Annotated in this window: 18 protein-coding genes and 3 tRNA genes; 13 read left to right on the top strand and 8 right to left on the bottom strand. The window is 66.3% G+C overall.

The window, feature by feature from the left end; genetic code table 11:
- Window positions 1-4 precede the first annotated feature (4 nt).
- From FB460_RS10555 to FB460_RS10535, 5 genes are all read left to right on the top strand, one after another.
- Window positions 5-1210: a glycerophosphoryl diester phosphodiesterase membrane domain-containing protein gene (locus FB460_RS10555; protein WP_142094079.1), complete on the top strand. Its 1206-nt coding sequence runs from the start codon at window positions 5-7 to the stop codon at window positions 1208-1210.
- A 145-nt stretch (window positions 1211-1355) separates the two neighbouring features.
- Window positions 1356-1586, top strand: a complete 231-nt coding sequence (locus FB460_RS10550) for a DUF3073 domain-containing protein (protein ID WP_142094325.1) — start codon at window positions 1356-1358, stop codon at window positions 1584-1586.
- 26 nt (window positions 1587-1612) lie between these two features.
- A complete protein-coding gene (locus FB460_RS10545; protein WP_142094078.1) occupies window positions 1613-2887 on the top strand; it encodes an NAD(P)/FAD-dependent oxidoreductase in 1275 nt (424 codons plus the stop codon).
- Window positions 2888-2966: 79 nt separating this feature from the next.
- Window positions 2967-3040, top strand: a tRNA-Asp gene (locus FB460_RS10540).
- Window positions 3041-3097: 57 nt separating this feature from the next.
- A tRNA-Phe gene (locus FB460_RS10535) sits at window positions 3098-3171 on the top strand.
- A 65-nt stretch (window positions 3172-3236) separates the two neighbouring features.
- Here the strand turns inward: FB460_RS10535 and FB460_RS10530 are convergent.
- Window positions 3237-5096, bottom strand: coding sequence for an arabinofuranosyltransferase AftB family protein (locus tag FB460_RS10530; RefSeq protein ID WP_142094077.1), 1860 nt, complete (start codon window positions 5094-5096; stop codon window positions 3237-3239).
- A 148-nt stretch (window positions 5097-5244) separates the two neighbouring features.
- On the opposite strand from FB460_RS10530, the gene FB460_RS10525 reads away from it, so the two are divergent.
- Entirely contained in the window at window positions 5245-6255 is a 1011-nt protein-coding gene (locus FB460_RS10525) for a CPBP family intramembrane glutamic endopeptidase (RefSeq protein ID WP_170210054.1), read from the top strand.
- Window positions 6256-6354: 99 nt separating this feature from the next.
- Here the strand turns inward: FB460_RS10525 and FB460_RS10520 are convergent.
- Window positions 6355-6430 (bottom strand) — tRNA-Glu (locus tag FB460_RS10520).
- 112 nt (window positions 6431-6542) lie between these two features.
- Window positions 6543-7790 (bottom strand): SH3 domain-containing protein, encoded by a 1248-nt coding sequence (locus FB460_RS10515; RefSeq protein ID WP_170210053.1) that lies wholly within the window; start codon window positions 7788-7790, stop codon window positions 6543-6545.
- A gap of 294 nt (window positions 7791-8084) precedes the next feature.
- Between FB460_RS10515 and FB460_RS10510 the strand changes: the two genes are divergently transcribed.
- From FB460_RS10510 to FB460_RS10500, 3 genes are all read left to right on the top strand, one after another.
- On the top strand, window positions 8085-8438 hold the full coding sequence (locus FB460_RS10510; protein ID WP_142094074.1) for a metallopeptidase family protein: 354 nt from the start codon (window positions 8085-8087) through the stop codon (window positions 8436-8438).
- Between the two features lie 154 nt (window positions 8439-8592).
- Window positions 8593-10428, top strand: coding sequence for a BCCT family transporter (locus tag FB460_RS10505; protein WP_142094073.1), 1836 nt, complete (start codon window positions 8593-8595; stop codon window positions 10426-10428).
- A 70-nt stretch (window positions 10429-10498) separates the two neighbouring features.
- Window positions 10499-12943 carry a glycosyltransferase family 87 protein gene (locus FB460_RS10500; RefSeq protein ID WP_170210052.1) on the top strand — a complete coding sequence of 815 codons (2445 nt, stop codon included), beginning with the start codon at window positions 10499-10501 and terminating at the stop codon, window positions 12941-12943.
- A 65-nt stretch (window positions 12944-13008) separates the two neighbouring features.
- On the opposite strand, the gene FB460_RS10495 is transcribed toward FB460_RS10500, so the two are convergent.
- Complete coding sequence (locus FB460_RS10495; RefSeq protein WP_142094071.1) at window positions 13009-14478, bottom strand: PRC-barrel domain-containing protein; 1470 nt, start codon at window positions 14476-14478, stop codon at window positions 13009-13011.
- Window positions 14479-14645: 167 nt separating this feature from the next.
- On the opposite strand from FB460_RS10495, the gene FB460_RS10490 reads away from it, so the two are divergent.
- Complete coding sequence (locus FB460_RS10490; protein ID WP_142094070.1) at window positions 14646-14906, top strand: PLD nuclease N-terminal domain-containing protein; 261 nt, start codon at window positions 14646-14648, stop codon at window positions 14904-14906.
- Between the two features lie 6 nt (window positions 14907-14912).
- Here the strand turns inward: FB460_RS10490 and FB460_RS10485 are convergent, their stop codons facing one another.
- Together FB460_RS10485 and FB460_RS10480 are read right to left on the bottom strand one after the other, a co-directional pair.
- Window positions 14913-15791, bottom strand: a complete 879-nt coding sequence (locus FB460_RS10485) for a 1,4-dihydroxy-2-naphthoate polyprenyltransferase (RefSeq protein ID WP_142094069.1) — start codon at window positions 15789-15791, stop codon at window positions 14913-14915.
- Complete coding sequence (locus FB460_RS10480; protein ID WP_170210051.1) at window positions 15791-16849, bottom strand: AMP-binding protein; 1059 nt, start codon at window positions 16847-16849, stop codon at window positions 15791-15793. The genes FB460_RS10485 and FB460_RS10480 overlap by 1 nt, the downstream gene beginning before the upstream one ends.
- Before the next feature lie 69 nt (window positions 16850-16918).
- Here FB460_RS10480 and FB460_RS10475 point away from each other — a divergent pair, with 69 nt between their 5' ends.
- From FB460_RS10475 to FB460_RS10465, 3 genes are all read left to right on the top strand, one after another.
- The gene (locus FB460_RS10475; protein ID WP_142094067.1) at window positions 16919-17890 is read left to right on the top strand and encodes an o-succinylbenzoate synthase; all 972 of its coding nucleotides are present in this window, start codon (window positions 16919-16921) and stop codon (window positions 17888-17890) included.
- On the top strand, window positions 17887-19680 hold the full coding sequence (gene menD / locus FB460_RS10470; protein WP_142094066.1) for a 2-succinyl-5-enolpyruvyl-6-hydroxy-3-cyclohexene-1-carboxylic-acid synthase: 1794 nt from the start codon (window positions 17887-17889) through the stop codon (window positions 19678-19680). The genes FB460_RS10475 and menD overlap by 4 nt, the downstream gene beginning before the upstream one ends.
- 107 nt (window positions 19681-19787) lie before the next feature.
- Window positions 19788-20141: a carboxymuconolactone decarboxylase family protein gene (locus FB460_RS10465; protein ID WP_142094065.1), complete on the top strand. Its 354-nt coding sequence runs from the start codon at window positions 19788-19790 to the stop codon at window positions 20139-20141.
- Between the two features lie 9 nt (window positions 20142-20150).
- On the opposite strand, the gene FB460_RS10460 is transcribed toward FB460_RS10465, so the two are convergent.
- Both FB460_RS10460 and FB460_RS10455 read right to left on the bottom strand, forming a co-directional pair.
- A complete protein-coding gene (locus FB460_RS10460; protein ID WP_142094064.1) occupies window positions 20151-21833 on the bottom strand; it encodes a TM0106 family RecB-like putative nuclease in 1683 nt (560 codons plus the stop codon).
- The gene (locus FB460_RS10455) at window positions 21833-22537 is read right to left on the bottom strand and encodes a demethylmenaquinone methyltransferase (RefSeq protein ID WP_281281838.1); all 705 of its coding nucleotides are present in this window, start codon (window positions 22535-22537) and stop codon (window positions 21833-21835) included. Before FB460_RS10455 ends, FB460_RS10460 begins: the two co-directional genes overlap by 1 nt.
- Window positions 22538-22604: the final 67 nt, after the last annotated feature.

Genomic DNA, 22604 nt, shown 5'->3' with positions numbered 1-22604 from the left:
GGCCATGAACTCACCCATCCTGATTCCCGGGCAGAAACTGGAACTCGGACAGGCGATGATTGGCCCGTTCAAGGTCTACAAGCGTGGTTTCGGGACGTTCATCTCGGCCATGCTCCTTCCTCTCGGTGTGGCGGTGGCGCTGTTGCTCGCCGGCTCGCTGATCACGATGGCGGTGTTCGCTGCGAATCCCGGGAACTCTCCGGCTGCGGCGGCGTTCATCTTCATCGGGTTCTACGTGGCGACGGCGGTGGCTGCGGGATTGTTCTCCCTCAAGGCCTACGGGATGATCATCCAGGGGACCTTCGACATCGTTCAGGGGCACAAGCCCTCGTTCGGTGATCTGTGGCGTCGGACACGCGGCGTCGTGGGACGTATGGTCGTGATTTTTCTGCTGGGGCTTGTGCTGGTGCTGGCCCTCAGTGCGCTGGTGAGTGTTGTGATGATCGTGCCCGCGCTCGGTCTCGGGGTGGCCATGGACAGCGAATACGCCGGAGCAGGTTCGGCGGTGGGCATGCTCCTTGGGTACCTGCTGATGTTCGCGCTGGAGATCGGGATCTTCATCCTCTCGATCAAGCTCATGTTCCTCATGCCGGAGGTCACCGTCCAGGGCAATGGCGGGATCACGGCGGCCAAACGATCGTGGACGCTGACCCGAGGTCGTTTCTGGCGCCTGCTCGGTTACACGCTGTTGTTCAGCGTGATCTATTCGGTGATCTATTACGCGATCATGATGTTGGGTGCGTTCATCATGATGGCATCGGTCCTGACTTCGATCCCGGCGCTCGAGAACGGCCAGTTCCCGGTCGGCATGGCCATCGGGATGGCGTTGTTCTATCTGGTGGTCTTCGCCGGGATCTTCCTCACCCTGCCGCTGGTCATCATCTTCAACACTCTCATGTATGCCGAGCGCATCAATGAGACCGGAGACACCGGCAACGCGTGGACCTACCCCGGAAGCGGCCCTCGTGCGCCCGGCGGCATGGGTTCTGGGAACGACGGCAGTGGGTACTTCGGGGGTCAGGATCTCGGGGGTCAGGGCTTTGGGGGTCAGGGCTTTGGGGCTCAGGGCTTCACGCCGCCGGCCGGTGGGCAGCCGGGAGGTCCGTGGCAGCAGCCGAATGCGCAGTGGGGGCATGGCCCGGGTCACGCCGGTGGTGGGCCGTGGGAGGGGCCCCGTGGCTCCGGCGGCCAGAATGCCGGCGGGTTCTGACCTATGATGTGAGGCGTCCAGCGCGGAAATCGAACGAATCCGCGCGGGGTTTGTTCCCGCTTGATGGGCACTGTACCCTTTGGGACACGAGATGACACACATGCCCGGCAAGACCGGGATCGGACAATGCGAGGGGGTCGACCCAATGGGGCGCGGCCGTGCAAAGGCAAAGCAGACCAAGGTTGCTCGTGAGTTGAAGTACCGTTCGGTGAACACCGACTTCGCTTCTCTCGAGCGTGAGCTGCGTGGTGAGCAGTATTCTGATCGTCACGAGGCAGATGAGTCGATTGAGGCCATCCCGGATGCGTATGCCGACCTGGCAGCCAAGTACGCAGACGGCGATGATCACGGTGAAGGGCTCCGCAAGACCAGCTGAGCCCTCTTGACCGTCGCCTTGTGTGCATGTGTAACGCTGGAGATGTGAGCAAACCACATGTCGTCATCGTTGGCGGTGGGTTCGCTGGGCTGAATGCAGCCGACGAACTCGCTTCGATGGGGTGCCGAGTCACGATCGTCGATCGTCGCCCCTACACGACCTTCCAGCCGCTGCTGTATCAAGTGGCGACGGGCGGATTGAACCCAGGAGACGTCACCTATTCGTTGCGGTCCTACGCGGGGCGGCGACGGGCGAAGGTGCGTTTCCGGCGAGCCGGGGTCACAGGAATCGACAGCGAGGCACGAGTCGTCCACTGCGATCGTGGTGAACCGATCGAGTATGACTTCCTCGTCCTCGCTCAGGGCGCTGGTATCAGCCACTTCGGGATTCCGGGGGCCGAGGAGAACACCTACTCCATCTACACCCGCGGGCAGGCGCTCGAGGTGCGTGACGAGGTCATGACACTCCTCGATCGCCTCGCCGTCGACCCGTACCGCGAGGCGGTCATTGTTGTGGTCGGTGGCGGTGCCACTGGTGTGGAGATGGCTGGGACGCTGGCCGAGATGCGGATGCAGGGTATTCCGATCGCCTACCCCGACGTGCATCCGAGTCGGATCCGCGTCATGTTGGTGGAGATGGGCGACGCTGTGCTCGCGCCCTTCGAGCCGGATCTGCGTGACTACACCTTCGAGCAGCTCGTGCAGCGTGGGGTGGACGTGCGTCTGCAGACTGCGATCGCCGAAGTCGGGCCGGACACCGTGAGGTTCAAGGACGGCGAAACCATGCAGGCCGACCTCGTGGTGTGGGCCGCCGGAATCGGTGCCCACCCCATTGTCGAGGAGTGGGGGATGCCGCAGGGCAGGGGCGGCCGTATCGAGGTCAGCGAACACCTGTTGGTACATGGCCACGACCGCATCTTCGCCGTCGGCGATGGTGCAATCATCGATGACAATGCTCTGCCGCAGCAGGCCCAGCCGGCGATCCAGCAAGGACGCCATGTGGCTCAGCAGATCAAGGCTCTGTGCACCGGTGAACCGCTGCGGCCGTTCGCCTACGTCGACAAGGGCACCATGGCAACGATCGGGCGAAGCGCCGCGGTGGTGCAGCTCAAGAACGGGCCGAAATTCACCGGCTTTCCCGCGTGGAGCTTCTGGGTGGTGCTGCACCTGTCGTTCCTGCTGGGTGGGCGCAACCGCATCCAGGCGATGATCAACCTGGGATTCCGTTACCTGCTCTATCCACGCACGGCCAATTCGATCGTGGGTGACGTGCGCGAAGAGCCGACGAAGGCGGATGAGTGAGCAGGATTTGGCGGTTCGCTCAGGGTGCGATATGTTTCTCTGGTCGGTCTGACCGGCGGCTGTAGCGCACAAGCGCTCTGGCCCCGTAGCGCAGTTGGTTAGCGCGCCGCCCTGTCACGGCGGAGGTCGCGGGTTCGAGTCCCGTCGGGGTCGCTGAAGCGGTGATGGTGAACATCACCGCTTTTTGGCTCACCAGTGGGTGGGTCAGGCGGCCAGGTAGCTCAGTTGGTAGCAGCGTTCGCCTGAAAAGTGAAAGGTCGCCGGTTCGAACCCGGCCCTGGCCACAGCACGATGAAGAACCCCGAGCCGAGCGCTCGGGGTTCTCGCGTTTCCACGGCGGCCATCAGCGTCAGTGACGCTGCGGTGGCGTCCACCCGCACAGCTGCATGCGTGCCTCGGTGGGGTTCTCCGGATACTGCAGGAAAGTCAGCCGTCCGCTCTGCTCCACGTTCTGCCAGAACCGTTCCTGTGTCATGGGTTCGGTGATCGCCGCCTGCAGTGCCGCAAGGTCACCACATTGCAAGGCAGCGCGGGCGTCGGTGACCTCGAGGTCCTCCTCGGGATCAGGTGCGGCGTAGCGGGCGAGACGCCAGGCAGGGTTGCGGGGAGCGTGGCCGGTGCGTTGCGCCGAGTCGGTCACCTCGTCTGGTCGAGTGCGTGCGGTCACCGCGTCGGCCAGGGCCAGCTGGTCGAGCACCTTCACGCGGGGCCCTGCGAACATGCTGGTGATCCCCATGTTGTTGTGGCTGACGATGACGCCGACGCCGGTGGCCGTCTCGTAGCGTTCACCGGAATCATGCTCCTGGTAGTAGGTGCGGTGACGCTCGGCGTCCATTCGGGCGAGCAGCCCGGTCTGGGCGGGGTAGGAGCCACGCCAATCCTGCAGTGTGATGGCACGGTGGTGTCGCGTCGAGTTCACCCAGAATGTGCGTTCGTTGGCGATACCCTCCAAGGTGGGGCGGCCGGTGTTGCGGCCGACGAGGTCGATCGATGTGTCATAGCGGGTCGTCACGCCGGCGGCGACCATGGCCCAGCCCAGCAGTAGTGCGGTTGCTGCGGCCAGGACGCCACGGCGTTCGTTGCTCAGTCCGATGCAGGCCACCGGCAGCAGGACGGCGAAGGTCGCCGGCAGCAGGAAGCGTCCGTGCATGAAATCGCCGCCGACGCGGATGATGTAGGCACCATGCAGCAGCCCTGCCACGACGGGCGCCAGCAGCACGGCCATGCGACCCACATCGCGGAGGCGCGCGGTGTGACGCAGCCGGTCGATCACGACGAACAGCCCGATGGTGACGGGGAACCACACCGCGTACAGCCCGATGAAGTCCTGGAAGTAGTAGAGACCAGCATCGATGTTGGCCGCACCCGCAGATTTCGCCAGCGCCGTGTTGGGCACCAGTGCGGCGTAGTAACCCATGCGCCAGATCTGATAGCCCACCGGAATGGGTAACGCGAGACCGAGAGCTCCCAGCCACGAAAGGACCGACACCTTGCTCTGCAGCAGCAGTGCCAGCGCGAAGAAGGCCGAGAAAAGGGCGGAATCGGGGCGCACCAGCCAGCCGAGCCCGATGATCAGAGCCGGCCAGATGGGCCAGAAGGCGCCCTCCTGCCGGTGTCGGGGACGGTTCAGTCGTGCGACCAGCAGGTGGAAGCACAGGGCCATCCAGAACAGATTCAAGCTGGTCTCCAGGCCGCTGGTGGTGAAGTCCCACATGGGGGGAAGAGCCACCCAGACCACGGTCCCGAGAGGGAGGAGCGCCGTGATGCGGTACTCACCGGTGCGGGCCAGATGCGACGCGGCCACCGTCGCCAAGGTGAAGGCGCCGACCATGAACGCGATGCCCAGGATGATCGAGATCTGACTGTGGGTGGCGTCGGGAAAGATGAGGCCGACGCCACGCAGGGTCCAGAGCCACAGGGTGCTGGTGCCGACCTCGACGCGTTCGCCGGCGTTGAAGACCGGCCCGTTTCCGGCGTCCCACTGCTGGAGGACGCGCATGTTGATCCAGCCGTCGTCGCTGATCCAGCGTCGCCGCCACGCGAGGGCTGCGATCACGATGATTGGGAGTGACAGCAACAACAGTGAGCCGAAACGCCCGGGGTAGGCGCGGAGACGGCCGAGGGGCCCACGGGGGGGTTCCGGGGGCGGTTCTGGCTTGATGCGTCGAGGAGGCGCGTCGGGGGCCTCGCTCACCAGTCCAATCTCCACCCGCTCAGGCTACCGAGTCGGGCCGGATTCCTCTCATCTGTGGAATGTTCGGAGGCACGATCTGCCAAGGTCTGATCGGTGATGAGATCGATGGACACCGATGAGATCACCTGGTCCCGCAGCCCAGGGGCGGGAATATCTTTGGTGCATGGTCATACAGCAGGCCGGTGGCGAGGTCCCGGAGGCCGATCTCGCAGGTCACAGTGCGCCGCGGCATTGGTTCTGGGGGCCCGGGCTGCGTCCGGGCATAGGTCTGCCGATGGATGTTCCCGGCGTCAACCGACCCGGGCAGCGTCGCTCGTGGTGGCGTCAGCCGTGGTTTCGGCTCCTCGTCTACATGGTCGTGCTGGTGGTGCTGGTCGGGTCATCCGCCGTGGTGGCCTCCGTCGTGGGCGGCCCCGACCTGCTGGAACGATCCTCGGTGGCGGCGGCGATGACCGTGGGGCCGGCCATCGCCGTGCTGCTTCTCGGCTCGATGGTGCTCGAGCGGCGGCCCCGGCCCGTCGAGTTCGATCCTGCACGAATCGGAGGGCTCGGGGCCGGTTTGATGTTGGGAACGGCCATGATGCTCGTGATCTTCGGCATCATCATGGCGCTCGGCGGATACCGCGTGGAGGGCACCACCACGGGGTATGACTATGTGGGCGCGATCCTGCTGCTCGGTGTGCAGGCCGGCATCTTCGAGGAGATCGTGTTCCGCTGGATCCTGTTCCGGTTGTCGGAGGAGTACCTCGGCACCTGGCTGGCCATGCTGCTCTCTGCGGCGTTCTTCGGTTTCGTGCACATCGGAAACCCGGACGGGACGGTGCTCGGGGGTGTTGCGATCATGCTCGAGGCCGGGCTGTTGTTCGCGCTGCTGTATGCCCTGACGCGGTCGCTGTGGGTCGTCATCGGGGTGCACGCCGCATGGAACGTGGTCCAGGGACCGGTCCTTGGGGTCACGGTGAGTGGAGCGATGGAGGGAGGCTGGCTGGACACCTCGGTGCATGGGCCGGAGATCCTCTCCGGTGGCGCATTCGGGGCGGAGTCGACGCTCGTTGCGGTCATGGTCTGTCTGTTGTTGGCGCTGTGGGCGGCAAGACAGTTGGTGCGTCGGGGTTTGGTCGTCGCACCGGTGTGGGTGCGCCGGCGTCGGATCAGGGAGATGACAGCGGGGTGACCATGCAGGTTCTCCGATTGGTCGTGTGACCCACCTGCATTCGAGGAGCACATACACCTGAGCCGCATCACCGTGTGACGATGATGCGGCTCAGAACAGTGGCATCCCCAACGGGATTCGAACCCGCGCTGCCGCCTTGAAAGGGCGGTGTCCTAGGCCGCTAGACGATGGGGACCAGACCCAGCAACTATAGACGGACCAAGTGGCCTGCGGCCAAATCGCCCGTCGGCCCCGACTCCGTGGGCGCGGACGCCTTCCGAGGTCGGGGCCGAGTTGCCGGGCAGCGGTCAGTTGACCGAGATGTGGACGTGATCGAGGTGGTTGGCGGTGTGTGAGCCACGATCACCCATCTGACGCCAGCCTTCACCGTCGCGGGCGACCGACCAGATCTGCTGATCGAAGATGATGTACTTCACGTCGAACTGCGCCGCATTCGCGCGGTAGTAGTTCGCGATCTCCCAGCCCAGGGCGTTGTTGTTGCTCCAGTCGGGGATCATCAGGTCCAGAGCGCGGCCGCTCGGGTGATCGGGGATCGGGTCGGGGCGAACACCGTGGTACGTCTGGATCTGTGGGTAGCGCTGCTGAGCATCGGTGAGGATGCTCGCGGTCGTGGGCTGCAGACCCGGCAGGGTGACTCCACCTGACGAACCGGCGTTCGACGCCGGCACGGTCTCGGCCTCATCCGACGGTGCGGCATCGCTGAGGTACTGAGCGGTGACCCAGCGCACGGCGCCGTCATGGATCACCTGAGCGCGGCCGTTCTCCTCGACGCCGGTGACCTCGAGCTCGGTGCCCTTGGCGACTTCGGTGACAGTGGTCGAATCCGCGCCCGATGAGGTGCGGATGTCGAGGGCGGCGGTGGCGAACTTCGTCCCGCTGGCCTTCGGCAGCGCCTCGGCCTCCGGGCCCTGTGGCGATGCGGACTCAGGTGCCTCGGATGCCTGCTCCTCGGGGGCCTGTGGCGAGGGCTGTTCGGTCGGCTCGTCACCCAGGTAACGCGACGATACCCACGCCGATCCGCCTGCATGCTCGATCTCGGTGTAGCCATCCCGGACCTGCCCGGTGGTGGTCACCTGCGTACCCCGGGACAGCGTGGTGACCACGCCGCTCTGGAGACCGGGCCCGGACCGCACATTGAGCTCGGTGGTGGTGTACGCGGTGCCGGTGTTGCCGGACTGCTCGCCGGCGCCGGACTGCTCTTCGGCATCGGTTACTCCGCCCTGACCCGGACGGGGTGTGGTCTTCACGTAATCGGTGGAGATGTACGCGGTGTCGCCCATGAAACGGACCGGCAACCAGCCGTTCTGTTCTTCGCCCGCGGACTCGACGCGCTGGCCACCACCGAAGGTGCCGACCACCTCGCCCTCAAGCCCGGGTGCGCTACGCACGTTGACGCTGTCGGTGGCGGTGATCTGGTATGGATCGGCATGGGCGGAGCCACTGGCGGCGACGCCGGCGAGCGTGCTGCCCGCGACGAGCACGCCGATCCCAAGGCTCATCCGGCCGGTTGACTTCACGTGATGCGAAAAGCTCACGGAACCTCCTGCACGACCCCTGCTGGAGGGGTCGGTTGATCCTTCGGTGGCCTTCCCCTTGCCACCGACTGACATTCCGGGCCTCGTCATGTGCACGTAGACCCGGTCGAGCCCGAGGGCCCGTCATGGTGAGGTCTTCCCAAACCTCACCGGTGGGCCGAGCTTCCCGGCTACGACCCGCAAAGGACTGAACCAGAGCCCCGAAGCCGGGGGCAACCCTTCCTCGGGTCACCACATCGAGCACACGGCCCGAATCACATCGGTGTGCTTTTGGGCTCGGGGTAGGTTCACCACATGCCTGTGCAGATGAGCGAAGAGGACTTCGAGGAGGCGGTGAACGATGCCCTCGATGAGCTCCCTGAACGGCTCCTCGAGCACGTCGAGAACTGCCTGCTGTTCATCGAACCGGAAGCGCCCGAGGGGATGCCTCCACTGTTGGGTCTCTATGAGGGAATCCCCCTCACAGAGCGGGATACGCACTATGTGGGAGTGCTTCCCGACCGCATCTATATCTTTCGGAATCCGATCCTTCGGATGTGTTCGACGCGAGCCGAGGCCGTCGAGCAGATCCGCATCACCGTCATCCACGAGATCGCGCATCACTTCGGCATCGATGACGCCAGGCTGCACGAACTCGGATGGGGCTGACACACCTCTGCTCGGGTGGACGACACTGCTCATCCGAAGGTCACGAAACGGTCAAGGAAGACCTTGAGTCTCACGTGAGCCTTGAGGGTTTTCCGGGGGATATCTGGGTGGAGGGCTGCACGAGGAGTGCAGACAGGGCGTAACGTGAGTGCCCATGTTGGAGAAGCTGCATGACGCCTTCCGCCTACGCACCTCACCGACGGTCTTTTTCGGGTCCATCGGGCTCACCGTCCTGTTCGTCGCCGTGACGTTGATGTTCGGCGATGGAGTGGGGCTGGCCTTCGGCCACGCCTCCACCTGGATCAAGACGAACCTCGGATGGTTCTACATCCTCGGTGTATCGGTGTTCCTGATCTTTCTCATCTTCGTGGCGATGACGCGCTTCGGACGCGTCCGCCTCTCACCCAAGGACGAAGCCCCCGAGCATTCGTTCCTCGCCTGGTTCGCGATGCTCTTCGCAGCCGGCATCGGCACGATCCTGATGTTCTGGGGTGTGGCCGAACCGATCAGCCACATGGCCAACCCGCCCATGCAGGATGTGCAGCCCGGTTCACCCGAGGCCGCACGTGAAGCCATGGGCTTCACCCTGTACCACTTCGGCCTGCACACGTGGACGATCTTCGCGTTGCCGTCGCTGGCGTTCGCCTACTTCATCCACAAGCGAAACCTCCCGCCGCGCGTGAGCTCGCTGTTCTACCCACTGTTGAAGGACCGCATCCACGGCCCCATCGGCAAGGCCATCGACATCGGTTCCATCGTCGGCACCATCTTCGGTGTCGCGGTCTCCATCGGCCTCGGCACGCTGCAGATCAACTCGGGCATGAACCAGCTGTTCGGGATCAGCGAGAGCGCGCTGTCGCAGGTGTTGATCATCGCGGTGGTGACGCTCGTGGCGTTCATCTCGGTGTCGCGTGGCCTCGACAAGGGCGTGAAGTTGCTGTCCAACGCCAACATCGTCGCCGCGGTCTCACTGTTGGTGTTCGTGGTGGTGTTCGGCCCCACGCTGACCCTGCTCAAGGGCACCGTCGAGTCGGTCGGTATCTACATGGATACGTTGCCGGGGTTGATGTTCTGGAATGACACCTTCGGCAACACCGGGTGGCAGGACGGCTGGACCGTCTTCTACTGGGCTTGGACGATCACCTGGTCGCCCTTCGTCGGCATCTTCATCGCCAAGATCTCCCGTGGACGCAGCATCCGTGAGTTCGTGTTCGGCGTCCTCGCCGCACCGGTGACCTTCTCGGTCATCTGGTTCGGCATCTTCGGGATGGCGTCCTTCCAGATCGAATGGACCAACGGGGGCCTGGTGAAGGCCGTCGTGGAAGATGAAAACATCCCCGGTTCGCTGTTCGCGTTCCTGTCCCACTACCCGGCGGCGACGTTCATGTCGGGGTTCGCGATCCTGCTGGTGGCCACGTTCTTCGTCACCTCCATGGACTCGGCCGCGCTCGTGCTGGACGCCATGGGTCGCGGCTATGACGATGACGCCTATCTGACGCCCCTGCACCAGCGCGCCATCTGGGTGCTGTCGGTGGGTGCCATCGCGGCCGTCGTCCTCACTGCCACCGGTGAACAGGGACTGAGCGCGTTGCAGAACGTCATCACCGTGGTCGGTCTGCCGTTCTTCGTGCTCGGCTACGTGATGATCTGGGCGATCATGCGCGCCTTGCGTGAGGACGCCGGTGAGCTCCTGCCGCTGGAGACCAAGCGGTGGCGTCAGGTGCTGGCCCCCGAGGAGGCGTCCAGGCGACGCGAGGCCGGCGACGATGACGCCTACGACACCCCGGAGGTGGAGCACGACCCCACCTACACCACAGGGGAGGGCAGGATCGTCTCCGCCCCCGAGTTGCACAGCTATCACCGCACCGAGCTGGAGCGTGCCGAGAAGGTCGAGGATGAGGTGGGTGTCGACCTCACCGAGATGCCGGAGACCTCGGGCTCTGACAGCGACTCGGACGATGGCGTCGGAGCCGTCGGGAAAGGGAACTGACCCGGTCCGGTGACGGGTTCTGCGGCGTGCTCGGAACCCGTCACGGCTCGGGCATGGCACGATGCTAGGCATGCTCACGCCGCCCACCGCCCTGCGTCGTGCGGCCCGTTGGCTGCTCGACGTCGATCCCCGTACCAGGGGCTGGACCCCACCTTGGGTGCTGTGGGTGGCAGGTGTGGCTCTGGCGATGTTCGTCGCGGTCAGCCGCGCGAACCCGGTGGACACGTGGAACCCGCAGCCGTATGTGCTGGGCCATGTCCTGCACGCAGCACGACGCATGCTTGCAGGAGAGGCGTTCCCGCTGCCGGCCATCGACCTCTCGACACCGGTCATCGCAGCGAGCACACCGCTGACCCTCCTCGCCCCACAGGCCGCCGCGTTCGTGATACTCGCACTCAGCGGAGCCTGCGCGGTGCTTCTGGTGCGTCTGCTGGGCGTCCGCGGTTGGGCGATGGGTCTGGTTGCTGTGGCGTTCCTGGCCTCGGCCTCGGCACTGGAGGTCCTGGAACGCGGTGACTGGCTGCTGGTCCTCACGACCATGGCCGTGGCCGATGCGACCCTCGCGCGCCATGCCACCACCCGACGCTGGTCTGGCTTCCTCGGGGGCGCCGCAGTGGCGGCGTCACCCATCTTCGCGCTGTTCGCTCTTCCCGGGCTGATCCAGAACCGCTGGTCGACGCTGTGGCGCGCTGCCGCAGGATTCGGCGTCGCGAACCTGCCCGCAGTTCTGCTGTCCCCACGGGAGACCTGGGCGTTCTGGAGATACCACCAGCTCAACCGCCTCGCATTCGATGAGGAGATGGTTGATCACCAGCCGTTCGCATCGGTGCTCGTCCACAACCTCGGCATCGAGACGCGGTGGGCCACCGTGGCGCTGTTGGCGCTCGTGTGGGGACTCGCCGCCGCGCTCGTCGTTCTGGCGGTTCGCCGTGAACGCTTCGAGTCTGCGCTGGCCGCTGCGGGCGTCGCCGCTTTCTTCTGGGCCGCCTGGCCCGCCGGATCGCTGTTGTTGCTGCCGCTGGCAGCGCTGCTGTTCAGCCGGGAGCCCGGAAGGGGGAGCCGGGTGCCCGCGGCGGCACTGCTGCTCATCGGTGTGCTCGAGGTGTGGCGTCGGCTTCCCGAGGAGGTCTACGCGACCAGTCTGACCACCACGACCCCGTTGACGGTTCTGATCCTGTGGTGGCTCGTGCTGCACGTGATCGAGATGCTGGAGGTGCCGTCGCTCCGGCCGGTGGGACGGTTCTGCACTTGGCCGATCGTGCTGATGCCGTTCCTGGCCGCCTACTTCCTGGCCGGAACGTTCTTCTACCCGCGGTCCAACCCCTGGAATCCCTGGGTCGCCCTGATGCCGGACTTCAACGTCTACATCGTGGCTGCCAACAACGTCGCCGCCGGGCTGAGTCCGTACGCCCCCCAGGAGTGGCCGTACCTGTATCCGCCGATCGCGGCGTTCCTGGCCCTGCCGACCGTGCCGTGGCCCGTGGCGTCCCAGGTGGTGTGGATGGCCATCAAAGTGACGCTGTGGCTGTTGGTCATGTACCGCATCGGACTGCGCGGCTGGCGCGGGCCCTTCGTCCTCACCGCGCTGATGCTGCTCATGGGCTCGTTCAGCGCCGACTTCATGATGGGCAACATCCAGGGCCTCATGGTGGCGCTGGTCTTCCTCGACCTCGCTCCGGGCCGCACCGTCTTCCAAGACCTGGCCGAGAAACGCGGGTGGTCGTGGGCCGCTGGACGGACACACCTGCTGCCCCACGGCGTCCTCACCGGATTCGTGACCGCGATCAAGATCATCCCGGGGCTGTTCCTGGTTCTGCTCCTGCTGCAGCGGCAATGGCGTCCGGTACGCAACGCGGTGATCACAGGTGTGGCCATGACCCTGCTTGGTGCAGTCCTCGCGCCGAAGGCAACGCTCGAATATGCGGGGATGCTGCTGCACGGACAACTCAACCAGGACATCGAGGGTGTGGGTGTGCACTACGTGTCGCTGGTGATCGGGCTGCAGCGTTTCGTCGGGGAGGGTGCCGAGAGCGTCTTGACGCTCGTCTCCCTGGGCGTCGGCGCCATCGGGTTCTTCGCGGCGTGGCGTTGGTACCGGGCCGGGCGTCACTGGATCGGTCTCAGCCTGTGCGGTATCGCCACGGTGTTCTTCTCGCCGGTGGCATGGAACTACTACTACGTGTGGCTCATCCCGGCCTTGCTGATCGTGATGCGGCAGATCGCCTTGGACACACCGATGCCGCGCTGGGTGCAATTCATCCTCGTGGGCGCGGTGATCTGGGCCAGCTACGAATTCCACCTGAAGTTGCCCAACGGGGACAATCCCGAGGGCGGTGAGTTCGAGGACCTCTACACGCTGTCGAACAACGTCGTCGCCGGCATGTTGGCGTTCAGCAGTGCCGCAGTGCTTCTCGCTGCCGCCGTGCTCGGGCGACGCCGCCGAAACCCCGAATCGGTGCCCGAACCCGATGAGGAATCGGTGGAATCCGAAGAGCTGGACGCGAACAGGGCCTGACGCCTCGCGTCAGACCCTGTCCATCAGAGCTGTCCTGCTCGTTTGCTCAGGTCGTCAGATGCAGGTCACTGTTGCCCGAAACCCTCGCCACGTGGCCGTCCGAAACCCTCATCCGGGCGACGCCCGAAGCCCTGATCGGACGAACCGAACTGACCTGCGGATGAACCGCCGAAGCCACTTTGACGTTGACCGAAAGCGGGCTCCTTGCGTGGGCTCTCCTGCTGGGGCTGTTCGGGTTGGGGCTGTTCGGGTTGGGGCTGGGAGTGAGGTGCCGCCGGCGCGGCAGGGGCAGGCGGAGTCGCGGGCTCCGGGGGCGTTTCAGCCGCCGGGGTGGATTCGGCGGCACGAGCCGGGGCGGGATCGTCGTACGGATCATCGTCGTACGCATCACTGGCGTCGTGCGTCCCGAAATGCCCCATACTCCGTGTCGGTCCCTGCGTCGCTGCCGTCTCCGGTGCGGGGGCCTGAGGTGCGGGGGTCTGAGGTGCGGGGGTCTGGGGTGCGGGCTGCTGAGGTGCCTGTCGTTCAGGTGCGGCTTGTTCAGGTGCGGCCTGACGGGCGAAGGGGCTCGGCGCCGAATCGTTCACCTGCGTCGGGGCGTCGTCCTCGACCGGACCGTCCTCCGGCACGGGGCCTGCAGAGCGGGCAGCACGCGACGGCGCGGGGGCTTCCTCCGAGCCCTCGGCGGGCATCTCGCCGGCGGAGCGGCCGGGCGCAGGCATCGTGACGTCCTGGCCCTGCTGACCCGGTGCCTGCTGGTTCTGGCCCAGCTGATCGAAGCCCTGGTGTCCCGGTGTCTGGTGTCCCGGTGTCTGATGTTCGGTGCCCGGCCCGGTCTGGCCGTGGTTTCCATCGGAGCTCTGGTTGCCGTGCCCATGTGCTGCTGCGGCCGCGACACCGGCGGCACCCATACCCGCTGCACCGGCGGCACCGGCTCCTGCGGCATTTCCGAAGCCCGGTCCGTCATCGTGTCCCTGCTCGGGGGCGGGAGGACGCCCGAATCCGGGCCCCTGCTGATGCTGCAGGCCCTGGCCCTGTTGGCTCGGGGTCTGCTCATCGCTCGAGCGCGGTGCGTTCTGTGCGAACGGCTGCCCCTGCGGAGCCGCCGACCCGTCCATCGCCTGGTGTCCGGGCTGCTGCTGTCCCATCTGCTGGTCAGGGGACTGGGGCTGCCCGGCGCCCTGGGGCTGCCCGGTGTTCTGGGGCTGCCCGGTGTTCTGGGGGAGTTGGTAGTAGTCCTTGAGCTGGACCTCGTCCTCGGGATCGAGATGCTGATCCGGTCCGAGGGACGGGGCGTTCTTCACAAATGACTTTGTCCAGGGAACCTGGAGCTGATTGTTCTCGGCGTCGTGCTTCGCGCCGTCGAACGGGATGAAGGCCACGGCGGAGCCGAAGATGCCGACACGTGCTGTGACCCAGCTCGGCTGCTGCGTCTCGTCGTCGAGATAGAGCTGGTCGACCGGGCCGATCTTGCGCCCTTCGGAGTCCATCACGGTCGCCTTGCTCAACGCGTTGAAGAGCTCTTCGTCCTGCATCACTTCTCCCTGCTGTCGCAAGTGTCGATGCCATCACATTGGGCGTATGACATCGGCGTCGCTCGACGCTTTGAACAGCACGCTACCGCTGTTGGGAGCAAGGCGGTGTGAGGGTGGGGTATCGCAGGAGCCATCCCGGGCTTGGCCCCGCCTCCTATACTTCGGGCATGATCCGCGCACTTCCGGTCATCATCACCGTGATGCTGATGATCTATTGCATCGTCGAGGTGGCGCAGGCGGACGCGGACGAGGTGCGTCACGCCCCCAAATGGTTGTGGGCTGTTGCTGTGATCGCTCTGCCGCTCGTCGGCTCGTTGCTCTGGTTGTTCCTCGGCCGCCCGACCGACGATTCCCGCCGTGAAGCTCAAGACGTACGCTTCCCGGCTGCGCCCGATGATGATGAGGATTTTCTCCGGGGCCTGCGCTGATCGGGTTCAGCCGAGGATGAGGCCGACCGCGAGGCCCACCGCACAGGCGAGTTCGCCGATCCCGATGGCCTTCAGAACCCCGATCAGTCTGAGCCCTTGCACACCGCGCATCACCCGCACCATCGAGGGAGTGACGATCGGGAGGAACACCAGCCCCAGCAGCGCCCATATGGTCGAGGTCATCGCGACCCCCACCACGGTCAACGAGGCGACGAGCATAAGGAGCGTCAGGAACATGCGGGTGCCGTTGTCCCCGAGCCTGGTGGCAAGGGTGCGCTTGCCGACCAGAACATCACCGTCGATGTCACGAAGGTTGTTGGCCACCAGGATCGCGGCGGCGAGGAACCCGATCGCGCAGGCGGCCCACCATCCGGGCATGGGGACGGCATCGAGCTGGACATAGACCGTGCCGCCCACGGCGACGAGTCCGAAGAACACGAACACGAACACCTCACCCAGCCCGAGGTAGCCGTAGGGGTTCGTTCCACCGGTGTAGTACCAAGCCGCCACCACGGACAGCACACCGACCACGATCAGCCACCAGTGGCCACTGAGTGCGATCAACACAAGCCCGGCCACTGCGGCGAGGCCGAAACAACCGAATGCAGCCCGTTTGACCGTCGTGGGGGGTGCAGCGCCGGAACCGACCAGCCGCATCGGGCCGACGCGGCCGGCGTCATCGGTGCCCCGGATGCCGTCGGAATAGTCGTTGGCGAAGTTGACGCCGACCTGCAGCGCCAGCGAGACCACCAGGGCCAGCAGGGACATCACCAGCTGGAAGCCACCGAAGAAGGAAGCGATGCCTGCACCGGCGATCACGGGGGAGAAGGCGGCGGGGAGGGTGCGCAGACGTGCTCCCTCGACCCAATCGGCGGCGGTGGCCATCAGCGCTCCTCCCTCTCGATATGTGTGCGCCACAGCAGGGGCAGGGCGCGACGGTCGATCTTGCCGCGATCGGTGAGGGGAAGCGAATCGAGACGAACGAGCCCGCGGGGCAGCGCCGCCGGCGGGAGGTCGGCGGCCAGCTGTTTCCGGGCCTGCTCCAGGGTGATGGTGCCGGTGGTGGCGAGCACGACGCGTGTACCCCACTCGGGATCGTCGATGCCGAAGGCACTGTGATCGCCGGGCAGGGACGCCGCAGCGCGGGTGACGGCGGCCAGATCCACATTCACCCCGCCACTGATGACCACGTCGTCGATCCGGCCGAGCACGCGGAGGCGTCCGTCGGCCCAGATGCCACGGTCCTGCGTTCGCACCGTTCTGATTCCAGAGCCCGTCCCTGCCGATGTGGGTCTGTGCAGGACCTCGGAGGTGCGTCGGGGGTCACCCAGATAGCCGGAGAACATCATGGGGCCGGTGAGCTCGATGCGGTCATCGGTGTCGAGTGTCACGTCCACGCCGGGCAGGGGCACACCGTTGTAGACACATCCACCGCTGGTTTCGGACATCCCATAGGTGGTGACCACCTCGATGCCGGCGTCGTGGGCTCGGGCCAGCGTCTCGCGTGAGGCCGGTGCCCCACCCAGCAGCACGGTGGCGCATGCGGCGAGACGCCGAGTGGTCTCGGGAGATTCCAGGGCTCGGTTCAGTTGCGTGGGCACCAGGGACAGATGGGTGGGTTCCTCCGGATCCAGATCGGCCAGGTCGGAACCGACCCACGTCACCCGCGATTCGGTGACCACCGCGCGGGCCACCACCATGAGGCCAGCGACGAAATCGATGGGGAGTGCGAGCGCCCAGTCGCCGTCGCCGATGCGTTCACAGGTGGCGACCGCCCCGGCCCGGACGGCATCGGCGGTGAGCATGACCCCTTTGGGGCGGCCCGTGGACCCGGATGTGGCCACGACGAAAGCCGCATCGTCAGGGGCGGAGGCGAGGTCTTCGGGATGGAAGTCGCTGCCCGGGGACACCCATCGCGGCCCGCCGCCCAAAGCCTCGGACACCCGTGCACATTCGCGTTCCAGCCGCCTCCGATCCACTCGCCCACCTTAATGCGCGGCTAGTGTGGGCGCATGCAGCCCGTGGTCGTCGACATCCCCATGCGTGTTCGTTTCCGTGGCATCACCCGGCGCCAGGCCATGGTGTGGCAGGGGCCGGCGGGGTGGGCGGAGTGGTCGCCCTTCCTGGATTACTCGGGGGACGAGATCGTGCCCTGGCTCGCGGCGGCCCGCGAAGCGGCTCAGGACGGGTGGCCCGCACCGGTTCGGGACCGCGTTCCGGTCAACTGCACCATTCCGGTCATCGACCCGGAGGCCGCCGCCGAACGTGCAGCGACGTCGGGGTGTGGCACGGCGAAGATCAAGGTCGCCGACCATCGGGCGTCAAAGGCCGAGGACGAGGCCCGCATCGCCGCCGTCCGTGACGCTCTGGGGGCTCGCGGACGCATCCGCATCGACGCCAATGGCGCCTGGGATGTGGACACCGCGGTCGAGCGGCTCACTCGCCTGGCTCGGTTCGACCTCGAATACGCCGAGCAGCCGGTCGCGACCACCGAGGAGCTGGCTGAGCTACGACGTCGCCTGGCGCAGCAACACGTGGATGTCCCCATCGCCGCGGATGAATCGATCCGACGCTCCGGCGACCCGGAAAAGGTCAAGGCCTTGGAGGCCGCCGACGTGGCCGTGTTGAAGGTGCAGCCTCTGGGGGGTGTGCGACGCTGCCTCGACCTGGCTGAGCTGCTGGACATGCCGGTGGTGGTCTCGAGCGCCTTGGAGACCTCGATCGGGCTCGCCGCCGGCATCGCCCTGGCCGCCGCGCTGCCGGAGCTGCCCTTCGCCTGCGGCCTGAACACCATCGACCTGCTGGACGCCGACCTGGTGTCCTCATCGCTGCGAGCCGAGAACGGGGCGATCCCGGTGACGGCGCGACCGGTGCCCGAATCGGCTCTGCTCGAAGCCGCACGGGCGGACGACACCGTGATCAGGATGTGGCAGGCCCGCCTCGCCGAGACCGAACGCCGCTACGACGGGGGAATGGATACATGAACGCCAGTGCCGATGCGCCCTTCGCGTCCGGAGACACCGCCGAAGGCCCCAGCAGCCCCAGGCTGGGCCGGCAGCTCATCGACGCATTGGTCGATCATGGAGTGACACGGTTCGTGGCAGCCCCGGGGTCGCGCAACGCGCCGCTGCTGTTGGCTCTGGCCGATGCGGCTGCCGCGGGGCGTGTGCGATTGACGATGCGGATCGATGAACGGGGGGCAGGTTTCTGGGCGTTGGGGCAGGCGAAAGCGTCAGGAGAGCCGGTGGGGGTGGTGACCACCTCGGGAACAGCCGTCGGCAACCTCCTCCCGTCGATCATGGAAGCGCATCATGCGCAGGTTCCGATCATGGTGCTGTCGGCGGATCGGCCCGAGACCGATCTCGACACCGGCGCCAACCAGACCACTCGACAGCCCGGTATCTTCACCGGCTTCGTTCGGGCCGACGCCGGCCTCAGCGACCAGGTGGCCTCGTCGGCATCGGTGCGGCATCAGGCCGCGAGGCTGACCCTGGCGGCACGAGGAACGATGGGGCCTGCAGGGCCGGTTCATCTGAATGTGCGGTTCTCGGCCCCGTTGGTCACTGCTGACGGCGAAGGTGACGACGCCCCGGCCCGCACGAAGACCGATGCCGCTGCTCGATGCCGACCCTCTGGAAGCGACGAAAACGTTCCCGCGGGAACGCTCCACGACGCCCGGGACGTTCCCGCGGGAACGTCCCGGCGTCAATTCCAGCGTCAGGTGGTGGCGCCCCTGGCACGTCCTGTCGAACTGCCTGCCGGGCCGAGGACGGTCGTGATCGCCGGTGACGCGACGCCCACGGTGGGGGAGCGAGCGCGTCGTGCTGCGGAGGGATACCCGTTGCTGGCAGAACCCTCCAGCAATGCCCGCGCCGGTGATGCCCTGCGGTTCCCCCGGCTGCTACTGCGTACCGGGTTGGCCGAGGAGATCGAGAGGGTCGTGGTGTTCGGGCATCCGACGTTGTCGCGGCCGCAGCAGGCTCTGCTGGCCCGTGACGATGTGGAGGTCATCCAGGTCGGTGACAGTGACACCGTTCCGGCACGGGCGGCGTTGGTCTGTGGTGACATCGTGCTGCCCGCGCCCGCTCAGCTGTCTGCCGCCGAGCAGTCGTGGAACGCGCAGTGGAAGGCTGTGGACGCGGAGTTGGCGACGGGCGTCGACGCACTGCTGGCCGAACGCTGGGGTGGCCCGAAGCTTGCGGCGACGGTGGTGGAAGCGGTGGGACACGGCGATCTGATCATGGGCTCGTCGAGCCCGGCCCGTGACCTCGACATCGCGCCGGTCCCGGCTGTGTCGCCACGGATGTGGGCGAACCGCGGGCTCGCAGGGATCGACGGTCTGATCGCCACGGCCGGTGGTGTGGCGTCCGAGACCGGCTCGGCGACCCTGCTGATCGGTGACATCTCCTTCGCCCACGACCTCACGGGCCTGCTCACCGGCCCCTTGGAGGACCGCCCGGGCGTGCGCATCGTGGTGGCCAATGACAGTGGTGGTTCGATCTTCCACACTCTCGAACAGGGTTCAAATGCCCATGCGACCTATTTCGAGCGGGTCTTCGCCACCCCGTTGACGCTCGGTATCGAGTCCCTCGCCCGAGCAGTGGGCGCCACCTTCCACCGGGCCGAGGATCCGGCCTCCCTGCGGAGTGCGCTGGCCGCGCCGATCGAGGGAATGCAGATCGTCGAAGTCACCATTCCCCGACACGACCGACGTGAACTGGACGCCGAGATCAACGCTCTCGCCCAAGAGGTGGGCCGGGCAGGACTTCCGTGACAGATGTGAGCGATGGGCACCTGCCCCGGCCGATGAGACTCTGAGAAAAAAGCCGATGAGACCCTGAGAGAATGAGGGCCGACGCCACGACGACGTGAGGAGATCCGATGGAGAAGCACAACCACGGCCAGGACGTTCTCGACGACATCAAGCCCCACACGCGGTCCCTGCGCGAACGCATCCCCGATGTCTATGCGGGATTCGCGCAGATGTCGAAGGCCGCCGTCGCGCCAGGAGAGCTCGACACCAAGACCAAGGAGCTCATCGCCCTGGCCATCGGCGTCAGCAAGCAGTGTGACGGCTGCATCGCCTCGCACGCGCGTGGTGTCATCCGGGCGGGCGCCACGCCGCAGGAGGCTGCGGAGGCCATCGGTGTGGCGATCCTCATGAACGGTGGCCCGGCCACCGTCTACGGGCCGCGCGCGATGGCAGCGGTGGAGGAGTTCGCCGAGAAGGCCTGACCGGCCGATTCAGGCCGAAGCGTCCAGCCACGCACGCAGATGGTGGGTGGCGCGCACGTCGTCCTCGTTGTATTCGAGGAGGCGACGCTGTGCGGCTGCGCGCTCGGCTGCGGTCTCGGCGCCGACGGCCTCCTCGTACCACTGAAGAGACTTCAGCCCGTCGGGTTCGGCGTCACGCCAGTGGAAATCTGCGCCGAGCTGTGCCACGACCTTCAACCCGAGACCATGACAGCCGAAGAAGTTGTTCTTGACGCTCGTGTAGAGGTCCACGAAATGCTCATGCACCCACGGCAGAACCCAGTCCAGATGTGGTGTTCCCCCGGAGCCTACCAGTTGGCCCACATGGCGCGTCTCATAGGACGAGTAATGGTAGACGCGGGTGCGTGCTGTCGTGCTGATGTCGCGTAGCCACTCCAGCGCTTCGGACGCGAGTGCGAGCTCCGCCGCATCATCCATGGGCGTCCAAGAGGTGAACGCTTTGTAGTAGGGGCGTTCGCCGGAGCGTCGATCATGGACGAGGAAGCCCCACAGATAGGCGCGGTCGTCATAGGTTTCGAGATCGAAGTCGATCTCGAGGTCGGCGCGGTCGATGGGAATCGGGCCCTCGGTGGTCCGTTCCAGTTCGATGCCGTCGCGGAGCATGCGTGCACGTCTCGCCGCATTGCGCAGACGTGAATCGGCTTGGCTGCGGTGCGTGACCTCGGGAAGGTATTTGGGGAGCAGGGACTCCAGATCGGTCCCGGCGAGATCATCGATGGTGCGGATCCCCATCGCCCGCAGCGTTCGGATCTCGCGCACGTCCAAGGGGGCGGTGTCGATCCGGGCCGAAAGGTCGTTGGGGCCCAGGATCGGTTCGCACGTGCGCCACCACGGACACCAGTCACATTCGCGGATGCGCACCGGCTCGACCAGTGGCTCGCCGCCGCCCAGAGCATTCTTGGCAACCTGTACACGGAACGCGTGCTCATGGTCATGACGCTCCAGCGGGCTGCGGCTCTTGCGGCCGGTGGGTTCGCTGCGGGAGAAGGTCTTCAGGAACGGTTCGTCGAGATCCACCCACGTCACCACCGGGCCTTCGACGCCGGGCACCTCGTCGGTTCCGATGATCCCCGCCACGCGAGCGCCCGGCGCCACCCGACCATGGGTCTCGAGCAGTCGGTACAGGTGTGCGACCTGGATGAAGTCGTTCTCGTGTCGGCGCAGCGCTCGGTTCTCGGCGACGCGTCCGGGCTCGTGCGCCAGGTCATGCAGGGGGCTGTAGGGAACCTCCCACACGTTCTCCCGGCCCGAGACCCGACGCTCCATGATCCGCCGTGGCTTCACCAGAACCGGGCGATAGGCGGCCGGCCCCGAGGTGTTGGCGTTCTCGGCCCGAACCAGCACGTTCACGCGCCCGCGGCGATGCCCGGCCGGATCGGGCTGGAGCTCCCCGCCCATGATCACCGCGACACCCGCGTCCATCGCATCGGCGCATGCTGACTCCGCCTCGCCACGGGGCGTCTCACGCAGATCGACGATGTCGTGGTGGCCGGCCAGGAGAAGTTCGGCCACATGGGCCACATGATCGATACCGCCGTGGAAGGAGTCCTGCAGTGATTCGTCGACGGGCCCCGGCGTCAACCCCGGCGTGAACAGGTGCTGCGTCTTCACCGCACAGGTGCGCGCGGCGTAGGCGTCGAGTGTGAAATCCATCAACGCACGCCCCGGTGCAGGGCCACGATCCCGCTGGAGAGATTGCGCCACGCCACGTCACGCCACCCGGCTCCGCGCATCAGCTCTGCCAGTTCGGGCTGGGTCGGCCACGCGCGGATCGAATCGGCCAGATAGGTGTAGGCAGTGGCATTCGACGAGAAGACCTTGCCCAGGGTGGGCAGGGCAGTCAGCAGATAGCCCTTGTACACGGTGGCGAAGGGCGCCCAGGTGGGCGTGGAGAACTCACAGATGATCACACGTCCACCGGGCTTGGTGACGCGCCGGAGTTCCTCCAGGGCGGCCGCGGTGTGCTCGACGTTGCGCAGCCCGTAGGAGATGGTGGTGCAGTCGAAGGATGCGTCGGCGAATGGCAGTTGCAGGCCATCGGCGTTGACGAAGGAGAGATCGGGCTGACGGCTCTTGCCGACGCGCAACATGCCGAGGGAGAGGTCAGCCGGCACAACGGTGGCGCCGGCGTCGGCGAAGGGTCGTGAGGAGGTTCCGGTGCCGGCGGCCAGATCGAGGATGCGCTCGCCGGGCCGCGGGGCCACGGCGTCGACCACTTCCTGACGCCACTGCTGGTCCTGGCCCATCGTCATGAGGCTGTTCATGAGGTCGTAGCGCTGGGCCACTCCGTCGAACATCTGGGCCACATCGGCGCGGCGTTTGGCCAGCGTTGCGCGGAATTCTTCTCGATCAGTCACAGGACCATCCTGCCACCGAGCCCCGACAGCTTCCGAGCCGCGGCGGTTCAGCGCTCCGGCGATATGA

The organism is Propioniferax innocua (assembly GCF_006716235.1).
Taxonomy (GTDB): domain Bacteria; phylum Actinomycetota; class Actinomycetes; order Propionibacteriales; family Propionibacteriaceae; genus Propioniferax; species Propioniferax innocua.
This window is presented reverse-complemented; position numbering and strand designations above follow the sequence as displayed.

Coding starts and splice junctions, on each gene's coding strand:
- FB460_RS10505 (WP_142094073.1), top strand. CDS start 8,593: ATGTTGGAGAAGCTGCATGACGCCTTCCGCCTACGCACCTCACCGACG.
- FB460_RS10475 (WP_142094067.1), top strand. CDS start 16,919: ATGCAGCCCGTGGTCGTCGACATCCCCATGCGTGTTCGTTTCCGTGGC.
- FB460_RS10495 (WP_142094071.1), bottom strand. CDS start 14,478: ATGCAGGACGAAGAGCTCTTCAACGCGTTGAGCAAGGCGACCGTGATG.
- FB460_RS10460 (WP_142094064.1), bottom strand. CDS start 21,833: ATGGATTTCACACTCGACGCCTACGCCGCGCGCACCTGTGCGGTGAAG.
- FB460_RS10485 (WP_142094069.1), bottom strand. CDS start 15,791: ATGGCCACCGCCGCCGATTGGGTCGAGGGAGCACGTCTGCGCACCCTC.
- FB460_RS10550 (WP_142094325.1), top strand. CDS start 1,356: ATGGGGCGCGGCCGTGCAAAGGCAAAGCAGACCAAGGTTGCTCGTGAG.
- FB460_RS10555 (WP_142094079.1), top strand. CDS start 5: ATGAACTCACCCATCCTGATTCCCGGGCAGAAACTGGAACTCGGACAG.
- FB460_RS10545 (WP_142094078.1), top strand. CDS start 1,613: ATGTGTAACGCTGGAGATGTGAGCAAACCACATGTCGTCATCGTTGGC.
- FB460_RS10525 (WP_170210054.1), top strand. CDS start 5,245: ATGGTCATACAGCAGGCCGGTGGCGAGGTCCCGGAGGCCGATCTCGCA.
- FB460_RS10490 (WP_142094070.1), top strand. CDS start 14,646: ATGATCCGCGCACTTCCGGTCATCATCACCGTGATGCTGATGATCTAT.
- FB460_RS10500 (WP_170210052.1), top strand. CDS start 10,499: ATGCTCACGCCGCCCACCGCCCTGCGTCGTGCGGCCCGTTGGCTGCTC.
- FB460_RS10510 (WP_142094074.1), top strand. CDS start 8,085: ATGCCTGTGCAGATGAGCGAAGAGGACTTCGAGGAGGCGGTGAACGAT.
- menD (WP_142094066.1), top strand. CDS start 17,887: ATGAACGCCAGTGCCGATGCGCCCTTCGCGTCCGGAGACACCGCCGAA.
- FB460_RS10465 (WP_142094065.1), top strand. CDS start 19,788: ATGGAGAAGCACAACCACGGCCAGGACGTTCTCGACGACATCAAGCCC.